Source organism: Rhodococcus wratislaviensis, from assembly GCF_900455735.1.
GTDB lineage: Bacteria > Actinomycetota > Actinomycetes > Mycobacteriales > Mycobacteriaceae > Rhodococcus_F > Rhodococcus_F wratislaviensis.
Genome location: NZ_UAUI01000022.1, coordinates 523,925 through 540,334, shown reverse-complemented (window position 1 = coordinate 540,334; position 16,410 = coordinate 523,925). Strand labels below are relative to the sequence as shown.

The following is a 16,410-nucleotide window of genomic DNA, read 5'->3' as shown; positions in this document are numbered from 1 at the left end:
GGCGGAGCGTGTCGTGCAGAGCGTCAGCGGGTAGATGCGAATCGGGGGAATGCGACCTCGCCGGCGTAGCGGGCGGCGTCGCCCAGGTTCTCCTCGATGCGCAGCAGCTGGTTGTACTTGGCGACGCGCTCGCTGCGGGCGGGGGCACCGGTCTTGATCTGACCGCTGCCCACGGCGACCGCGAGGTCGGCGATGGTGGTGTCCTCGGTCTCACCGGACCGGTGGCTCATCATCGTCTTGTAGCCGTTGCGGTGCGCGAGGTCGACGGCGTCGAGGGTCTCGGTCAGCGTGCCGATCTGGTTGACCTTCACCAGCAGCGCGTTCGCGGCGCCCTTGACGATGCCCTCTTCCAGACGCTCCGGGTTGGTGACGAACAGGTCGTCACCGACGAGCTGGACCTTGTTGCCGATCTGATCGGTCAAGGAGACCCAGCCGTCCCAGTCGTCCTCGTCCAGCGGGTCCTCGATGGACACGATCGGGTAGGCATCGACCAGCTCGGCGTAGAACGCCGCCATCTCCTCCGCGGTCCGGTTGCTGCCCTCGAACTTGTAGCCGGTTCCGTCGGTGTAGAACTCGGTGGCGGCGACGTCGAGCGCCAGCGCCACGTCGGTGCCCAGCACCAGGCCCGTCTTGCCGATCGCGACGCTGATCAGATCCAGCGCTTCCTTGGTGCCCGCGACGTCGGGGGCGAAGCCGCCCTCGTCACCGAGACCGGTGGCCAGGCCCTTCTCCTTCAGCACCGACTTGAGTGCGTGGTACACCTCGGCGCCCCAGCGCAGCGACTCCTTGAACGTGGCGGCCCCGATCGGGGCGACCATGAACTCCTGGACGTCGACACCGGTGTCGGCGTGTGCACCACCGTTGAGGATGTTCATCATCGGGACGGGAAGGACGTGGGCGTTGGGGCCGCCGACGTAACGGAAGAGATCCAGACCCGACGACTCGGCGGCCGCGCGGGCCACTGCCAGCGACGCACCCAGCAGCGCGTTGGCGCCCAGACGCGACTTGTCCGGGGTGCCGTCGGCGTCCAGCAGGGCTTGGTCGACGGTCCGCTGCTCGGTGGCGTCGATCCCGATGATGGCCGGAGCGATCTCGCTCAGGACGGCCTCGACGGCCTTCTCGACACCCTTGCCGCCGTACCGGTCGCCGCCGTCACGCAGTTCGACGGCCTCGTGCTCACCGGTCGATGCACCCGACGGGACCGCGGCGCGAGCGAAACTTCCGTCGTCGAGCAGCACCTCGACCTCCACCGTGGGGTTACCACGGGAATCGAGGATCTCACGGGCTCCGACCTGGACGATGTGGGACACGAAGAATGCTCCTGACGATAGGTGTGCTGACTGTTGTTCAGCAAGAGAGGGTTTCGAGCAGTCGGCGGGGATGCAGTGCGCGTTCCCTGGCGGTCATCCCACCCCAGACCCCGTAGGGTTCGCCTGCTTCGAGAGCGTGTTCGCGGCATTCGGTGAGGACGGGGCAGTCCTGGCAGATCCGTTTGGCACGGTATTCGATTCGCGTCCGCGCCGGCCCGCGCAAGTTGGTGGGCGGGAAGAACACGGCGGTGTCGCTGCCGCGGCACAACGCGTGCAGCTGCCAGTCCCAGAGTTCGGTGCGGGGGCGGGGGAGTTCGGCGGCGGAGGTGGTGTATCGCTGGATCGCCTTGTGGGCGAGGACGGGATCCACGATGTCATCCTTCGACTCCGCAACCGGCGGGGTATGCCGCTGCCACGGCGTGATCGGGGGCAGGGCGCGGCGCCCGGTTGGACCGGTCATCGCGCGATGGCCGGGGCTGCCACGTTGTCTCCGATGTCGTGCCCGATCCGGGCGAGGAGTTCGGCGGTCAGGTCGGGGTCGGCGGCAGTGTCGCGATCGGTGTAGTCGCCGAGCGCGTATATGAAATCGAATCCTGCCGCCGCCCAATGAGTCCGGGGAAGGGTGTTGCGGCCGGCGACCGCGACGACGGGCACGGGGTGGGCGCGGCGAGCCAGGATGGTGAGGAGTTTGCCGTGTTCGGTTTGGTCGTCGATGCTTCCCTCGCCGGTGATCACCAGGTCCATTCCTGCGACGTAGCCGTCGAAGTCGAGCAGGTCGAGGAAGTAGTCGGCGCCCGAGACCATGCGCGCGCCGAGCAGCATGGCGGCGAATCCGATCCCGCCGGCGCTGCCGGCGCCGGGGGAGTTCGCCACCCTCCTGGCCTCGGGATAACCGCTGCGGGTCAGGGCATCGATCAGGGTGTTCAGGCCGGTGTCGAGGAACTGCACGTCGGCCTCGGTGGCGCCCTTCTGTGGACCGTAGACCGCGGCGGCACCGGTCGGTCCGGTCAGCGGATTGGTGACATCGCCGGCGACCACGATCTCGACTCCGGACAGGTTCACCGCGCGGGATGCATCCACCGAATGGACGTCCGGCAGAGTCCTCCCACACGCCCGGAGCTGTCGGCCGTGGGCGTCGTAGAAGATGAAACCCAACGCGGCGAGCATGCCTATACCGCCGTCCGTGCTGGCGGACCCGCCCAGGGCCAGGACCAACCGTGTGGGGTGATGGCGCAGGGCGTGCCCGATCGCCTGGCCCATACCCAGACTCGCTGCGTCGAGAGGGACTCGGCGGCCGCCGGGAAGAGTCGCGAGACCGCACGTGTTCGCGACCTCGACGACCGCGGTGGTTCCCGTGACAGCGATTCGTCCGCGCTGCGGTGTTCCGGTCGCGCCGGCAACGGTGATCGGGTGCGGGGTGAATCCGACCGCCACCGCTGCGTCGACGCTGCCGTCACCGCCGTCGGCGAGCGGTAACCGCCTGCTGTCGAGACCCGCGGCGGCGAGCCCGGCCGAGAGATGCTCGGCGACCTGCGCCGCGGTGAGCGATCCCTTGAACTTGTCCGGGGCAACCAGAACCCTCATCGGCCTTCCCTTCTCGTATGCAGTGCGGGGTGCGGTCATCGCTGGGTGGAGTGCGCGGGCGTCGTCGCCGCGTGGTCGAGCCGTTCGTGGTCGATGCGGACGGTGTCGTCGTGGCGCGGTTCGTGGTGGTGATGCTTTTCCCGCGGTTCCTGTTCCAGGATCTCCATGTCGAAGTCGTTCTCGACGTCACCGTCCGGTGGGGGAAGCACTTCACCGGAGAACACGCGGCGGGCGCGGTCGACGTCGAGTTCGTGGTTCCATTTGGCGACGAACAGGGTGGCGACGGCGTTGCCGATGAAGTTCACCAGGGCGCGGCATTCGGACATGAACTTGTCGATACCGAAGATGAGCATGATGCCGGCTGCGGGGATGGTGCCGAGTGTGCTCAATGTTGCTGTCAGTGCGATGAATCCGCCTCCGGCAACACCTGCGGCACCCTTGGAGGTGAGGAGCATGACGCCGAGGAGACCGAGCTGCTGCGGAATCGACAGGTCGGTGTTGGTGGCCTGCGCGATGTACAGCGCGGCGAGGGAGAGGTAGATGGCGGCCCCGTCGAGGTTGAAACTGTAGCCGGTGGGCACGACGAGCCCGACCGTGGGCTTCTTGACTCCGGCGTACTCCAGCTTCCGCATCAAACCGGGCAGCGCGGGCTCGGCAGTGGAGGTGCCGAGAATGAGCAGGAGTTCTTCCTTGAAGAATCCGAGCATGCGGAAGATGTTGAGCCGCAGGTACGCCATGACCGATCCGAGGACCACGAAGACGAAGAACGCGGATGTGACGTAGAACAGCAGGATCAGGCTGCCGAGGCTGGTGAGGGTGGAGACACCGTACTTGCCGATGGCGAAGGCCATGGCGCCGAACGCACCGAGGGGTGCGAGCTTCATGATGAAACTCAGGACCTTGAAGACGACCGCGGTGAGGCGTTCGACGGCGTCCCGGATCGGTGCGGCGATCTGTCCCACCGCGTTGATGGCGACCCCGAAGATGACGGCGAGGAATATGACCTGGAGGATGTCGCCCTCGACGAACGGGCCGAACACGCTGTCCGGGACCAGGTGGGTGATGAACTCCCACCACTGTTTCTCTTCACCGGTCTGAATCAGTTTGTTGGCGGAGTCGGTCGTTTCCAGCGAGGCGGCGTCCGCGTTCACCCCGTCCCCGAGGCGGAAGAGGTTGATCGCGACGAGGCCGGTGAGCAGCGCGAGGATCGTTCCGACCTGGAAGTAGGTCAGCGCTTTGATCCCGGTCAGCCCGACCTTCTTCAGGTCCGCGACACTCGCGATGCCGCCGACGATCGTCAGGAACACGATCGGGCAGATCAGCATCTTCATGGCCGTGATGAAGGTGGTGCCGATCGGCTCCATCGCCTCGCCGGTGTCCGGCCAGAGCCACCCGACCAGGATGCCGAGCACGATCGCGATGAGAACCCAGAAGTACAGTTGCCTGTACCACGGTTTCTTCACCGTCGCCGGGTGGTAACTCGCTGCGCTGCTGGGTGTTTCCATGACATTCACCTCGGGTGAGAGTGTTCAGGGTGTGAAGACGGGGTGGTCGAGAGTTACCGACCGTTCGAGGGGTGGGGGCCCGACCCGGCAGATCCTGCCGAGTCGGGCCGGCTGCGCATGTGGATTGCAGGTCAGGCCGGGGTCAGCGCGGTCTGCAGAGCGTGCACGATCGCCTCGGTGACAGCGTCGGTGTCCGACGAGCCGCCGATGTCGCGGGTCAGTGCCCCGCTCGCGGTGGCGGCCTCGATGGCGGCTTCGACGCGGCGTGCCTCGTCGTGCAGTCCGAAGTGGTCGAGCATCAGGGCGGCGCTGGCGATCGCGCCGATCGGGTTGCTGATGCCCTGGCCCGCGATGTCGGGTGCGGAACCGTGGACGGGTTCGAACATGCTCGGGAAGCGGCGCTCGGGGTTGAGGTTCGCGCTCGCCGCGACACCGAGGCTTCCCGCGAGCGCGGAGCCGAGGTCGGAGAGAATGTCGGCGTTGAGATTCGACGCCACCACCACGGACAGGTCTTCCGGGTGCAGGATGAACTTCGCGCTCATGGCGTCGACGAGGACGCTTTCGGTCGCGACGTCGGGGTAGTCGAGGGCGACGCGGTTGAAGACCTCGTCCCACAGGACCATGCCGTACTGCTGGGCGTTGGACTTGGTGACGCTGGAAACCTTCTTCACCGTGCGGGTGCGGGCCAGGTCGAACGCGAACCGCATGATGCGCTCGCAGCCCTTCTCGGTGAACAGCGCTGTCTGCAGCGCGACCTCGTTGCCCGGTCCGCGGCCGCTGAGGTTACGTCCGCCGAGGCCGGCGTACTCGCCTTCGCTGTTCTCCCGGACGACGACCCAGTCGAGTTCGGTGTCGTCGGCCTTGCGCAGCGGGGACTGCACGCCGGGGAGGAACTTCACGGGCCGCACATTGGCCCACTGGTCGAAGTTCTGGGTGATGTTGAGCCGCAGTCCCCAGAGGCTGATGTGGTCGGGGACGTTCTCCCAGCCGACCGCGCCGAAGTAGATGGCGTCGAACGCCTTCAGGGTGTCGAGGCCGTCATCGGCCATCATCTTCCCGGTCTGCTCGTAGTACCCGCATCCCCAGGGAAATTCGTCCCACTCGAAGGCGAAGCGCCCACCGGACTGTTCTGCGAGGACGTCGAGCACTCGCCGTCCGGCAGCGACGACCTCCTTGCCGACGCCGTCGGCGGGGATCGATGCAATCTTGAACGTCTGCGGTGCCATGTCGTTGCCTCCATCGTGTTGTGCTCGTCACAGTGTGTGATGCATTCATTAACCCGTCACAATCGCGCAGCGTCCATGACCAAGACTCGATCCGGCTTATAGGTTTCACCTAATCGAAACGTGTTTTCGCAGGTAGAGTGAGTGTGCACGCTTGCAGGCGCCCGACGGTCCCCCTCGAGGGGTCGGCGCAGATCGACGGAAATGAGGGGTTCGGATGGACGCACGTCAGTCGAGGTACTTCCTGGCCGTGGTCGATCAGGGAGGCATCAACCGGGCAGCGGAAACGCTGCTGATCGCGCAGCCCTCGCTCTCCCAGTCGATATCCGCGCTCGAACGGGAACTCGGGGTACCGCTCTTTCACCGCGTCGGACGCCGGCTGGTGCTCAGTGACGCCGGCGAAACGCTCGTCGGTCCTGCCCGCGTGGTGCTGCGCGATCTCGAGGACGCGAAGGCGTCCGTCGATGCGCTGAAAGGGCTGCGCGCCGGTCGGGTGGACCTGATCACGATGCCGTCACCCGGGATCGAACCCCTCACCACGATCCTCACCAGCTTCAGCCGCACCTATCCTTCGGTCACCGTCAACGCCGAGGCCGCGTTCACTCCCGAGGAGGTGCTGCACGCCGTCCGCACCGGCGTCTGCGAGGTCGGGATCCTGGGTTCACCCGCCGCGGTGCGCGCCCCCGAACTCGACGTCGTCGCGCTCGAAAGCCAGCCGCTGATCCTCCTCTCCGGGCCGGGCGCCGAAACACCGGCCCGCCCGGAGATTCGGAGATCCGAGCTGTCCGGATTCCGGTTGATCGTCTCGCAGCGCGGATCGTTGATGCGAACCCTCGTCGACGAGGTCCTCGCCAGCGGCGTCGCAGCCACCATCGTCGCCGAGGTCGCCCACCGGACGTCGATCCTGCCGATGGTGCTCAGCGGATTCGGGCAGGCCGTCATGCCGTCGTCGTGGGCGCCGTCGGCCAGGCAGGCCGGCGCCACCGTGCACCGCATCGTCCCCGAGTCCTACCTACACGTCGCCGCAGTCTGCCGGCGAACCCACCTCACACCACCCGCGCGGACGCTCATGGACGAGGCACGCAAGTATGCGGCGCGAACACCCGCCGCCTGGGAAGCGCCTGCAGCGGAGAGCCCGCAAAACTCCTGAACGACAGTCGTGCCCACGACCCCTTGCGGTGTCGACTGTCGGGGATTCAGCCCAGATCTGTCCCTTCGCCCGAGTTCTGTGGTGTCGGGTCCGGGATCCGCCTCATGCGGAACGAGTTGAACACCCCGATGAGGCCGGCGAGGATGGGGATGAGCAGTGCGACCTGAAGGGCGAGGGGTCGTGCGTCCGTGTTGATGCGGACGATCTCGTCCTGAATTTCCGGGGGTTGGTCGACGAGCAGTTGTTCGAGCTGGGTGTTGCTCATGACTTCGGCGTCGTCCTCGAGCACCTGCGCGACCTGTTGCTGCTCTGCAGGCGGGAGCACGGTGCTCGATTCCGCCATCGCCGTGAAGGTGAGCGACAGTGTTGCCAGCATGATGGCGCCGGCGAACGCCAGTCCGAACGATAGTCCGAACGATCCCGCCGCAGAATTGACGCTGGCGGCTTCGCTGATCCGCTCCTCCTCGATCGGGGCGAGTGTGTAGTTGTTGAGTTGAGACACCAGCAATCCCAACCCTGATCCGGCAACCATCAGGGGGATCAGGAGGCCCCAGCCGAACTCGGCGCGCGGCACGATCGGGATCAGTACCGCGATCCCGATCGTGAGAAGCACGAATCCCCACCGGATGATGCTGCTCGGGCGCCGGTCGCCCGCCTTCTTGCCCGCGAGCAACGCCACCGCGAACATGCTGAGGGAGAGGGGTGCGAGAGACAAGCCCGCCTGCATCGCGTTGTACTCGAGCACCATCTGCAGGTAGATCGGCAGCGCGATCATCGTGCCACCCAGGGCGATTTGCTGGAGCATCTGCCCCGAGATGCCCAGCCGGAAGATCTTGGAGCGGAACAGGTCCGGGTCCAGCAGTGCCGACTTCCCTTGACGTTTGCGCCGCACGAGCCAGTACGCCAGCACGGCCATCGCAGTCGCACCGATCACCAGGAGCGCCGCTACGGATTCGCCACCCTCCTGCCACACCAGGATTCCCAGCACGATGCCGCCCATCCCCAGAACGGAGAGGGCCGCGCCCACCAGGTCGATGACTCGGGGTCCGGTGTACGGCACATCGCGGACCAGTTTGATGCCGGACAGGACGACCGCGATGATGACGACCTCGAGGACGAACCCGACGCGCCACGAGAGGTAGGTGGTGATGAAACCGCCGAGCAGCGGTCCGACGGCGGCGGCGATCGCGGCCGCCGCCCCGACCAGGGCGTAGACCTTCTTCTGAGCGGCGCCTTCGAAGTTGCCGTGGATGAGGGACTGCATGGCGGGCAAGAGGAGTGACGCGCCGATTCCACCCAGCACGGCCCAGAAGATGATGATCGCGGTCAGGCTCTGTGCGAGTGCCATCGCCGTCGCACCGACTGCGTAGCCGAGCAGGCCGAGCACATACGCCCGTTTGCGTCCGGTGAGGTCGCCGACCTTGCCACCGATAAGGATGAACGCGGCGGATACCAGCGCCTCGAGCGCGATCGCCGCCTGGACGCCGCTGACGGTCGTGTCGAGGTCGCGGACCACCGAGGAGATCGACACGTTCATCAGCGACGTGTCGACGACGAGCACGAACATCGCCATCGCCAACAGAATCGCGAGGAGTCGTGGTGGGCCGGCTGCCCGCTTCGAATCACTCGTCGTCGGTTCTTCGATCATAGGAGGCCCACCGTCCGTCCATCGAGCGCTGCACCGAGTGTCCCACTGTGGGGACGACGAAGCTACAACTTCACTTTGTTATCGGTTCGATCCGGCCACCGGTCTCGCGGCAGTTACGGTGATCAGACACTGCACCGAGGTGAGGAGTCGCCGTGCCCAAACTGGAGATCAAGAGGAAGTCCGAGCTCTCCCGGAAAGAGGTGTCCGACCGGCTCATCGCGCTCGGACAGGCCCTCGCGAGCGGCTCCGAGGTGGAACTGGGCTCGGGTGGCGACTCGATTTCCGTCGTCGTCGGCGACCGGGTCCGGTGGGAGCTCGAGATAGAGGTCGACGGCGACGAGACCGAGATCGAAATCGAAATCAGTTGGCGCGACGATCCGTCCGAAGAATCCACCGCCGACGCGGAACCGGAATCGGAGAGTCCGCCTCCCGTCAAGACCGCGCGTCGGGGGCGGCCTCGCAAGAGCACCGCCAAGTGAGCTTCGCGAAGTCAGGCCGGTGAGATCGGTTCGAACGGCCGGATTTCGTCCTGGCCCGGTCGGACCACCCCGGCAGAGGATTCCGGCACTTCGTTCCACGCGTCTTCGAGGTCGCGGAGGGGCTCGGAGACCACGAAGCGGGTCTCCCCACTCAGTTCGCGCAGCACCTCGACCTCCGGGTGCAGTGCGCGCACCTTCGCGACCTCGGTGGAGAAGAACAGCGACCTCGACTGCCGCTCACTCGAATAGCGGAAGACCCACAGCGATTCACCGTCGGTGGTCGCGACGGTCATCTGCACCGGATGCTCGACCCCGTATGTGTGGCCGACGTCTTCGACGAAGCCGACCGCCCGGGCAACGGCACCGAACGGATCGTCGACGAGACCGAACGTCAGGGCGAGGAAGAACAGCGTCTCGGAGTCGGTCGACCCTTCGATGTCGGAGAACAGCGAGGGGTCGACGGCCATCACCAGGTCGCGTCTGATCTCGTGGAATCCGCGCAGTGCGCCGTTGTGGACCCACAACCACCGCCCGTGCCGGAAGGGGTGACAATTGCTGCGCTGCACGGGCGTCCCGGTCGAGGCGCGGACGTGCGCGAGCAGCATCGGTGTTCGCACCTGACCGGCGATCTCCCGCAAATTGCTGTCGTTCCAGGCCGGTTCGATGCTCTTGTACACCGCCGGCTCACTGCCTTCGCCGTACCAGCCGACACCGAACCCGTCACCATTGGTGGTCGTCGCCCCGAGACGCGAGTGCAGACTCTGATCGATCAGCGAATGCACCGGTCGGAACAACAGGTCCTCCGCGAGGATCGGCTCACCCGAGTACGCCATCCACCGGCACATACATCAATTCAAGCAGAACGGCACCGCGATCACACCCCCCGTTCACCGACGAACATGCTGGTATCTGCCGCCGACCCCCTCCGGGCGGAGGAGAATGGGAACCAACCGGCCATATCGCGTCGCTCGAGGAAGGCGGAGAGCCATGTCCGAGGAATCTACGGCCCGATGACGAACTACGCGGAACACGACGAACCGGCGGCGCGTCCGGGCCGGTCCGAGCGCGCGCAACGAGGGGCGGCGGCGCGCCGAGACACTCCGCCGGCTGCCCTCGCGGAGCACGGCGTCGCCGATCGGCGCGATCCGGTGGGCCTCCTCGCGAGGCAGGCACAGGAGAGAGTCGCGGAACTCGTTCCGATCCGGTACGGGCGCATGGCGGCGACGGCGTTCGCCTTCTACCGTGGTGCCGCCGCGATCATGGCCGACGACCTGTCCCGCTCGCCCACCACGGGCCTGCGCACGCAGCTCTGCGGCGATGCGCACCTGAGCAACTTCGGAATCTTCGCGACCCCGGAACGCCGGCTGGCATTCGACATCAACGACTTCGACGAGACACATCCCGGTCCCTTCGAATGGGATGTCAAGCGCCTGGTCGCCAGCCTCGCGATCGCGGCGCAGGAGAACGGGTTCAGCGGCAAGAAGACCAGGAACATTGCCCTCGCCTGCGCCGCCGAGTACCGCGAAACCATTGCCAAACAGGCGGAACTGGGAAACCTGGCCGTCTGGTACTCCCACATCGAGCCCACAACGGAACTCGTGGAGCTTCGAGCCGAGCTGGGCAAGGCAGACACGAAACGCGCCCGCACAACTCTCGAGAAGGCGAGGCGCCGTGACAGCGTCCAAGCGCTCTCCAAGCTGACTGCCGTGGTGGACGGTGAGAGGCGGATCATCAGCGACCCACCACTGTTGGTCCCGGTCGAGGAGTTGTACGCGGGCGAGGACCTCGAATCGTTGGACCGCGACATCCGACACCGTCTGAACGTGTACGCGCAGTCTCTGCGATGGAACCACCGCATCCTCTACGACCAGTTCCGGATGGTGCAGATCGCCCGCAAGGTTGTCGGGGTCGGCAGCGTGGGCACCCGCACCTGGATCATCCTGATGCTGGGAGCAGACGACGACGATCCGCTGTTTCTCCAGGTCAAGGAGGCGGGTTCGTCCGTGCTGTCGCGTTACGTCGACGGACCGTCGTTCGCGACGGAAGGCGAACGGGTGGTCAGCGGACAGCGGCTGATGCAGGCCGCGAGCGACATCTTCCTGGGCTGGGAACGTGGCGTGGGTCCCGACGGCGTCGAGCGGGACTTCTACGTGCGCCAACTGCGGGACGGCAAGGGTTCGGCGGTGGTCGAATCCCAGACACCCAAGGTCATGATGTTGTACGGCCGAATGTGTGCACGGGCCCTCGCCTATGCACACGCCCGGGCCGGCGATCGGATCGCGATCGCCGCCTATCTCGGGGACGACACCGAATTCGAACATGCGATAGCAGAATTCGCTGAAACGTACGCCGAGCAGAACACCGGAGACCATGCGGCCCTGCTCGAGGCCATCGCCGCGGGCCGCGTCGTCGCAGCCACCGGTTTCTGAACAGCGACGTCGGTCGGCTGGGTTCGGCTTCGCCGGCCGGGACGGTTCAGAAGATCTGCATGAAGCGGTACCAGTCGCCTTCGATGTGCTGATAGCCGATCTCACCGTCGCGCCGGGGTCGGCCGAGCTTGTCGGTGCCGTGCGGCAGATGAGCGACTCCGACCAGGTTGACCAGGCCGCCTTCGAGGAAGAAATGGCAGCCGGTGTCGAAAGCCTCGACCCGCCAGGTGTCGTACAGGCCGATCCGCTGGTCCTCGGACGATGGGGTGCACGTCTGGGCGTACGCGGTCAGTTCACCCACCGACAGCCGCCACCCGAGGTCGGACGGCACACCGAAGAACACGAGGGTCGCCGTCAGCACCACGATCGCCGGTGCAAGGCAGATGCGCCGATCCCACCGGTACCGCCCCAGCTGTACGGCGGCGAGGATCAGCCACACGGCACCCAGAATCAGAAGGGCGAAACCGGCAAGCACGACGTACGGGAAGACCGGGTCGAGCGGAATCGTGATCACCAGCATCGCAGCGCAGACGAATGCGACGAATGCAGTGAGAACGATTCCGGTCGCCACCCGCCACCACCGCGGCGTTTCCGTTCGGTGGCGAGCTCTGCGTTGTATCGACTGTTCGTCGCGGCCGTCCGTCATGGGTCTCCGTTCGCCGGCGCTCTCTGTGAAGTGGTCGGGCCGTCGACTCCGGTCAGGCTCGCGTGGGCGGTGGGCCGCCGAAGCCTCGAAGGTCGCGTGCGGTAGCACCGGGTTCGAAAGCGCTGCCGCCGGGGCCGAATCGTCCGATCACGGTGTGCCGGCTGTCCCACAGCACTCCGCGGGTGGGGAGTGCCCAGCGGGCCGAGAACGCGGACGCGTCGTCCCGGTCGTCCGCGACAGGATCGTGCGCCGAGGCGATGTGCGCGGCGTAGGCGCGCAGCGCGACGGCGAACGCGTTGGGTTCGCGGCCGGTGTCGAGGAAGTGCGCTCGGTCGCCGCACTGCGGGCAGTGCCACGACGCGCGGTCGCATCCGCCTGCGAGGCCCACGGCCGGTTGTTCGTCGCCGGGCGCACCGGCGGTGCGATACGCGTCGAACGGGTCCGGTTGCTCGACCGGATCGGGCGCCTGTCGTGCCGCCGCCACCATGTCGCGCCAGGCGGCATGCACATCGAACCCCGCGAGCAGCAACACTTCTTCGGGCATCGGCCCGATGAACGGCGAACCCGCGCACAGCACCCTGCTGTGATCGCGGACGTAGCTGTATGTCGGGTCGAGAGCCCGAGCGTGCCGCATCTGCTGCATGCGTTCGGTGATGGCGAGTCCGTGCCATTCGCGTCCGCAGTGCGGGCACAGGGCCTGGTTCACGTTCGAGTCGTACCCGGATCGGTTGTCGTGGTGCGCGAGTTGATCGTGCACGAGCCGGTCGATCCGGTCGACGAGGTCACGGTCGGTCATGGTGGATACCCACGGTAGCGGGGGCGGCCGTTCGGCGCAGTCAGTATCCCGCGTCGAAGTCGAACTCGTTGAGCAGCGCGGCGTCACCCGACAGGAAACGTCCGAGGTTCTCGACGAACAGATCCACGACCTTCCCGTTCTCGGACGGCACGTTGGCGGCACTGTGCGGGCTGAGGATGACGTTGTCGGCCGTCCACAACGGTGAATCCTCCCGCAGCGGTTCGGTGGAGGTGACGTCCAGGACCGCCCCACCCAGCCGGCCCGTCGACAGTGCTTCTGCGAGAGCGTCTTCGTCGATGATCGGCCCCCGGCCGAGATTGACGACCAGTGCGCCGTCGGGGAGGGCGGCGAGTTCCCGGCGTCCGATCAGTCCGCGAGTGTCGTCGGTGAGGGCGCAGGAGATCACGAGTATGTCCGCGGTGGGCAGGTGCTCGGCGATCCGGTCGGTGGTGGTCATGCTGTCGAAGGGCGCGCCTGCGGGTCGTGGGTTGCGGGCGACCCCGCCGGCGGTGACGGAGAAGCGCCGGAGGAGTTCCGCTGTGCGCGAGCCGATCTTGCCGGCGCCCACGATCAGCGCGTGACGTCCCGCGAGTTCGGTCGTTTCCTGCTTGCGCCAGGTCCGGGACTGCCGGTCGGCGATCAGCCGGGGGAGTCCGCGCGCGAAATGCAGGATGCCGGCGAGCGCGAACTCCGCGAGCGGATCGGCGTGGACTCCCGCAGCGGTCGTCACCGTCAGCGGCGCCCGCGACAGCCCGAATTTGTCGATCAGTTGCCCGGCGCCCGCGGACGTCGCCTGGATCCATTTCAGCTTCGGCGACTGTTCGAGTGTGCGTTCGGGGTGGCGCCAGTCGAAATCGAACATGACGTCGGCGGTCCGCAACATCGACGTCCACCGGTCGTGCTCGCCGGCCGTCAGCTCACGCGGCACCCCGACGTGATCGCTGTGCCATCGAGGCAGGGGGAGCAGTTCGGGTGCGTAGGACACCCGGATCCGAGGGTCGCAGCCTGCGATCCTCTCGACCAGGTCCTGCTCCAGATACGACGCGATCAGCACGTCGACGCACGGGTCGGGCACGGTCACTCCTTCACAGCCGGCGGTCGTACGTCGGCGCGCTCGTCCTCGACCTCCGGCGCCGAGGCGGACTTCGGCATCGCTGCCGCGGCGACGACCAGTACGACGGCCGCGCCGAGGGCGGCCACGAACACCAGATGCAGGGCGCCGGCCAGATCACCCGGGGCGGGATTGTCGGCGCCGCCCAGTCGCGCGTTGACGAGGGCGCCGAACAGGGCGACCCCCACGGCGCTCCCGATGGACCGGGCGAACATGTTGGTCGACGTGACGACGCCGCGTTCCGACCAGTCGACGCTCGACTGCGCCGCGATGAGGGTCGGGCTCGCGACGAGACCCATTCCGCCGCCGATGACGAAGCAGCAGATCGCCACCTGCCACACCGCCGACTCGATGGACAGGCTCAACGTGAGAGCGGTGCCCGCCACCACCAGCAGGCTTCCCGCGGTGGCCGTGACACGGAAGCCGAAACGCAGGTACACGCGCCCGGACTGCGACGCGGCGATCGGCCAGCCGATGGTCAGGGTTGCCAGCGCGAACCCGGCCACCAGTGCGCCCGTCCCGAGGACGCCCTGCGTGAAGGTCGGCACGTAGGTGGTCAGGCCCAGGACGATCGCCCCGACCAGAAGTGACACGAGACTGCTCGCCGCGAGAACCCGCCGGGTGAACACCCACAGCGGCAGCACCGGTTCGGCGGCGCGCCGTTCCACGAGCACGAAGACGACCAGGAACACGAATCCCGCCGCGAAGATGCCGAGGCTGATCGGTGAACTCCATGCCCAGGCCTGCCCGCCTTCGAGGAGTCCGAGGATGAGCAGTGTCGCACCGACTGCCAGGATTCCGGCGCCGGCGTAGTCGATGGAGCGCTTCGTGCGGATCTGCTTCTCGTCGAAGTTGCGGATCAGCATCACGGCCGCGAGCAGGCACAGGGGAATGTTGACGAAGAAGATCCACCGCCACGACAGGTACTCGGAGAACACCCCGCCGAGGGTCGGGCCGACCACCGCCGACATGCCCCACACGCTGGCCAGATAGCCCTGGGCCTTGGCGCGTTCGGCGAGGGTGTAGATGTCTCCGGCGATGGTCATGGTCATCGGCTGGACGGCTCCGGCACCGAGACCCTGCACTGCACGGAACGCGATCAGCGCGGGCATGCTCCATGCGATCCCGCACAGCACCGACCCGACGCCGAACAGGGCGATGCCCAGGAGCATCACCGGCTTCCGGCCGAAGATGTCGGCCAGCTTGCCGTAGATCGGCACCGACACGGCCTGGGTGAGCAGGTAGATCGAGAACAGCCACGGGAACTGCGAGAAGCCGCCGAGGTCCCCGACGATGGTGAAGACGGCGGTGGAGATGATGGTCGCATCGAGCGCGACCAGTGACGTCGTGAGCATCAGCGACACGAGAATCGGTCCGCGTTCCGAACGGAACCCGACGTCGACCGGGGTCGTGTCCGTCGCCATTACCCACCTTTTCCGGTTACCGCGCTCACAAGAGTTCCTGACCAACGGTAACGACAAAGGGAGACGAAGTGTTCCGCGGCTGTGCCCGCGCAGCCGCTACGCGGTCGCCGAGGATCCGCGGAACGCCGCGCGGTAGGAGGCGGGGCTGGTCCCGACGACGCGCTTGAACCGGTCGCGGAACGCGGTCGGCGACCCGAACCCCACCTGCGCGGCGATGCGGTCGACAGAGTGAGCGGTGGTCTCCAGGAGATACTGCGCCTGATGAATCCGGACGCGGTGGAGCCACTGCAACGGTGTGGTGCCGGTCTGCTCGCGGAATCTCCGATTGAGGGTGCGGGTGCTCATCCCGGCTCGCCGGGCGAGGTCGTCGAGCGTCAGGTCTTCGCGGCTGTTCTCGTGCATCCACAGGAGCAGCGGTTCGAGGCTCGTCAGCTCCGCGGACGGTGGACGTTCGTGAACGATGAACTGTGCCTGGCCGCCTTCGCGTTCCAACGGCATGACCGACAACCGGGCAGCGTCGGTGGCCACGGCCGACCCGTGATCCGAGCGGATCATGTGCAGACACAGGTCGAGGCCTGCCGCGGCGCCTGCCGAGGTCAGGAACTGGCCGTTGTCGACGTAGAGCACGGCCGGGTCCACGTCGATCAGCGGGTGGCGCGAGGCGAGGAGTTCGGCGGCCGCCCAATGCGTCGTCGCCCGCCTGCCGTCGAGTAGTCCGGTGGCGGCCAGAGTGAACGCTCCCACGCAGATCGACGCGATTCGGGTGCCGCTGTCGGCGGCCCGGCGCAGCGCCTCGAGAACTTCGGGTGCAACCGGAGCGGTGGGGTCGGCCAGCCCCGGCAGGATGATCGTGTCGGCCGTGTCCAGAGTGCTCAGATCCCAGGGCGCGCGGAGTGTGAATGCGCCGGCGTCCACGTCCTGGTCCGGGGCACACACCTTCACCCGGTAGGCCGCGCGTCCGTCCGGCAGCCTGGTGCGGCCGAAGACCTCGATCGGGGTGGCGAGATCGAACGCGATGACACCGTCGAGTGCCAGGACTGCCACGGTGTGCATGGCTACAACCTACGCAGTCGATCGATTTCCGCCAAGGCAGCATCACGGCGCT

The 16,410-nt window shown here is 66.9% G+C and carries 15 protein-coding genes; 3 read left to right on the top strand and 12 right to left on the bottom strand.

Going from position 1 to position 16,410, the window contains the following annotated elements; genetic code table 11:
- Window positions 1-23 precede the first annotated feature (23 nt).
- From eno to DTA22_RS25025, 5 genes are all read right to left on the bottom strand, one after another.
- The gene (gene eno / locus DTA22_RS25045; protein WP_112301259.1) at window positions 24-1,310 is read right to left on the bottom strand and encodes a phosphopyruvate hydratase; all 1,287 of its coding nucleotides are present in this window, start codon (window positions 1,308-1,310) and stop codon (window positions 24-26) included.
- 37 nt (window positions 1,311-1,347) lie between these two features.
- Window positions 1,348-1,653 carry a WhiB family transcriptional regulator gene (locus DTA22_RS25040; RefSeq protein WP_245973520.1) on the bottom strand — a complete coding sequence of 102 codons (306 nt, stop codon included), beginning with the start codon at window positions 1,651-1,653 and terminating at the stop codon, window positions 1,348-1,350.
- Window positions 1,654-1,766: 113 nt separating this feature from the next.
- Window positions 1,767-2,894, bottom strand: coding sequence for a glycerate kinase (locus tag DTA22_RS25035; protein ID WP_112301257.1), 1,128 nt, complete (start codon window positions 2,892-2,894; stop codon window positions 1,767-1,769).
- Between the two features lie 35 nt (window positions 2,895-2,929).
- On the bottom strand, window positions 2,930-4,399 hold the full coding sequence (gene dctA, locus DTA22_RS25030) for a C4-dicarboxylate transporter DctA (RefSeq protein WP_037230616.1): 1,470 nt from the start codon (window positions 4,397-4,399) through the stop codon (window positions 2,930-2,932).
- A 131-nt stretch (window positions 4,400-4,530) separates the two neighbouring features.
- Complete coding sequence (locus DTA22_RS25025) at window positions 4,531-5,625, bottom strand: tartrate dehydrogenase (RefSeq protein WP_112301256.1); 1,095 nt, start codon at window positions 5,623-5,625, stop codon at window positions 4,531-4,533.
- Window positions 5,626-5,839: 214 nt separating this feature from the next.
- Here DTA22_RS25025 and DTA22_RS25020 point away from each other — a divergent pair, with 214 nt between their 5' ends.
- Window positions 5,840-6,772, top strand: coding sequence for a LysR family transcriptional regulator (locus DTA22_RS25020; RefSeq protein WP_112301255.1), 933 nt, complete (start codon window positions 5,840-5,842; stop codon window positions 6,770-6,772).
- A gap of 46 nt (window positions 6,773-6,818) precedes the next feature.
- Here DTA22_RS25020 and DTA22_RS25015 read toward each other — a convergent pair whose 3' ends face one another.
- Window positions 6,819-8,420 carry an MFS transporter gene (locus DTA22_RS25015; protein WP_112301254.1) on the bottom strand — a complete coding sequence of 534 codons (1,602 nt, stop codon included), beginning with the start codon at window positions 8,418-8,420 and terminating at the stop codon, window positions 6,819-6,821.
- Window positions 8,421-8,572: 152 nt separating this feature from the next.
- On the opposite strand from DTA22_RS25015, the gene DTA22_RS25010 reads away from it, so the two are divergent.
- Window positions 8,573-8,899: an amphi-Trp domain-containing protein gene (locus DTA22_RS25010; protein WP_037230610.1), complete on the top strand. Its 327-nt coding sequence runs from the start codon at window positions 8,573-8,575 to the stop codon at window positions 8,897-8,899.
- 11 nt (window positions 8,900-8,910) lie between these two features.
- Here DTA22_RS25010 and DTA22_RS25005 read toward each other — a convergent pair whose 3' ends face one another.
- On the bottom strand, window positions 8,911-9,732 hold the full coding sequence (locus DTA22_RS25005; RefSeq protein ID WP_037230608.1) for a class II glutamine amidotransferase: 822 nt from the start codon (window positions 9,730-9,732) through the stop codon (window positions 8,911-8,913).
- 177 nt (window positions 9,733-9,909) lie between these two features.
- Between DTA22_RS25005 and DTA22_RS25000 the strand changes: the two genes are divergently transcribed.
- A complete protein-coding gene (locus DTA22_RS25000; RefSeq protein WP_245973365.1) occupies window positions 9,910-11,328 on the top strand; it encodes a DUF2252 domain-containing protein in 1,419 nt (472 codons plus the stop codon).
- 46 nt (window positions 11,329-11,374) lie between these two features.
- Here the strand turns inward: DTA22_RS25000 and DTA22_RS24995 are convergent, their stop codons facing one another.
- The 5 genes from DTA22_RS24995 to DTA22_RS24975 all read right to left on the bottom strand — a co-directional run bounded on the left by DTA22_RS24995 (window position 11,375) and on the right by DTA22_RS24975 (window position 16,358).
- Window positions 11,375-11,899, bottom strand: coding sequence for a hypothetical protein (locus DTA22_RS24995; protein WP_245973364.1), 525 nt, complete (start codon window positions 11,897-11,899; stop codon window positions 11,375-11,377).
- A gap of 127 nt (window positions 11,900-12,026) precedes the next feature.
- Window positions 12,027-12,770, bottom strand: coding sequence for a hypothetical protein (locus DTA22_RS24990; protein WP_112301251.1), 744 nt, complete (start codon window positions 12,768-12,770; stop codon window positions 12,027-12,029).
- A gap of 40 nt (window positions 12,771-12,810) precedes the next feature.
- Complete coding sequence (locus DTA22_RS24985) at window positions 12,811-13,851, bottom strand: D-2-hydroxyacid dehydrogenase (protein ID WP_112301250.1); 1,041 nt, start codon at window positions 13,849-13,851, stop codon at window positions 12,811-12,813.
- Window positions 13,848-15,305: an MDR family MFS transporter gene (locus DTA22_RS24980; protein WP_112301249.1), complete on the bottom strand. Its 1,458-nt coding sequence runs from the start codon at window positions 15,303-15,305 to the stop codon at window positions 13,848-13,850. Before DTA22_RS24980 ends, DTA22_RS24985 begins: the two co-directional genes overlap by 4 nt.
- A 96-nt stretch (window positions 15,306-15,401) precedes the next feature.
- Window positions 15,402-16,358, bottom strand: coding sequence for a GlxA family transcriptional regulator (locus DTA22_RS24975; RefSeq protein ID WP_112301248.1), 957 nt, complete (start codon window positions 16,356-16,358; stop codon window positions 15,402-15,404).
- Window positions 16,359-16,410 lie beyond the last annotated feature (52 nt).

Bases quoted from the DNA above. Each gene is read 5' to 3' on its own strand.
- DTA22_RS25035 (WP_112301257.1), bottom strand. From the start codon at position 2,894: ATGAGGGTTCTGGTTGCCCCGGACAAGTTCAAGGGATCGCTCACCGCG.
- DTA22_RS25000 (WP_245973365.1), top strand. From the start codon at position 9,910: ATGACGAACTACGCGGAACACGACGAACCGGCGGCGCGTCCGGGCCGG.
- DTA22_RS25020 (WP_112301255.1), top strand. From the start codon at position 5,840: ATGGACGCACGTCAGTCGAGGTACTTCCTGGCCGTGGTCGATCAGGGA.
- dctA (WP_037230616.1), bottom strand. From the start codon at position 4,399: ATGGAAACACCCAGCAGCGCAGCGAGTTACCACCCGGCGACGGTGAAG.
- DTA22_RS25015 (WP_112301254.1), bottom strand. From the start codon at position 8,420: ATGATCGAAGAACCGACGACGAGTGATTCGAAGCGGGCAGCCGGCCCA.
- DTA22_RS24975 (WP_112301248.1), bottom strand. From the start codon at position 16,358: ATGCACACCGTGGCAGTCCTGGCACTCGACGGTGTCATCGCGTTCGAT.
- DTA22_RS25005 (WP_037230608.1), bottom strand. From the start codon at position 9,732: ATGGCGTACTCGGGTGAGCCGATCCTCGCGGAGGACCTGTTGTTCCGA.
- DTA22_RS24980 (WP_112301249.1), bottom strand. From the start codon at position 15,305: ATGGCGACGGACACGACCCCGGTCGACGTCGGGTTCCGTTCGGAACGC.
- DTA22_RS24990 (WP_112301251.1), bottom strand. From the start codon at position 12,770: ATGACCGACCGTGACCTCGTCGACCGGATCGACCGGCTCGTGCACGAT.
- DTA22_RS25025 (WP_112301256.1), bottom strand. From the start codon at position 5,625: ATGGCACCGCAGACGTTCAAGATTGCATCGATCCCCGCCGACGGCGTC.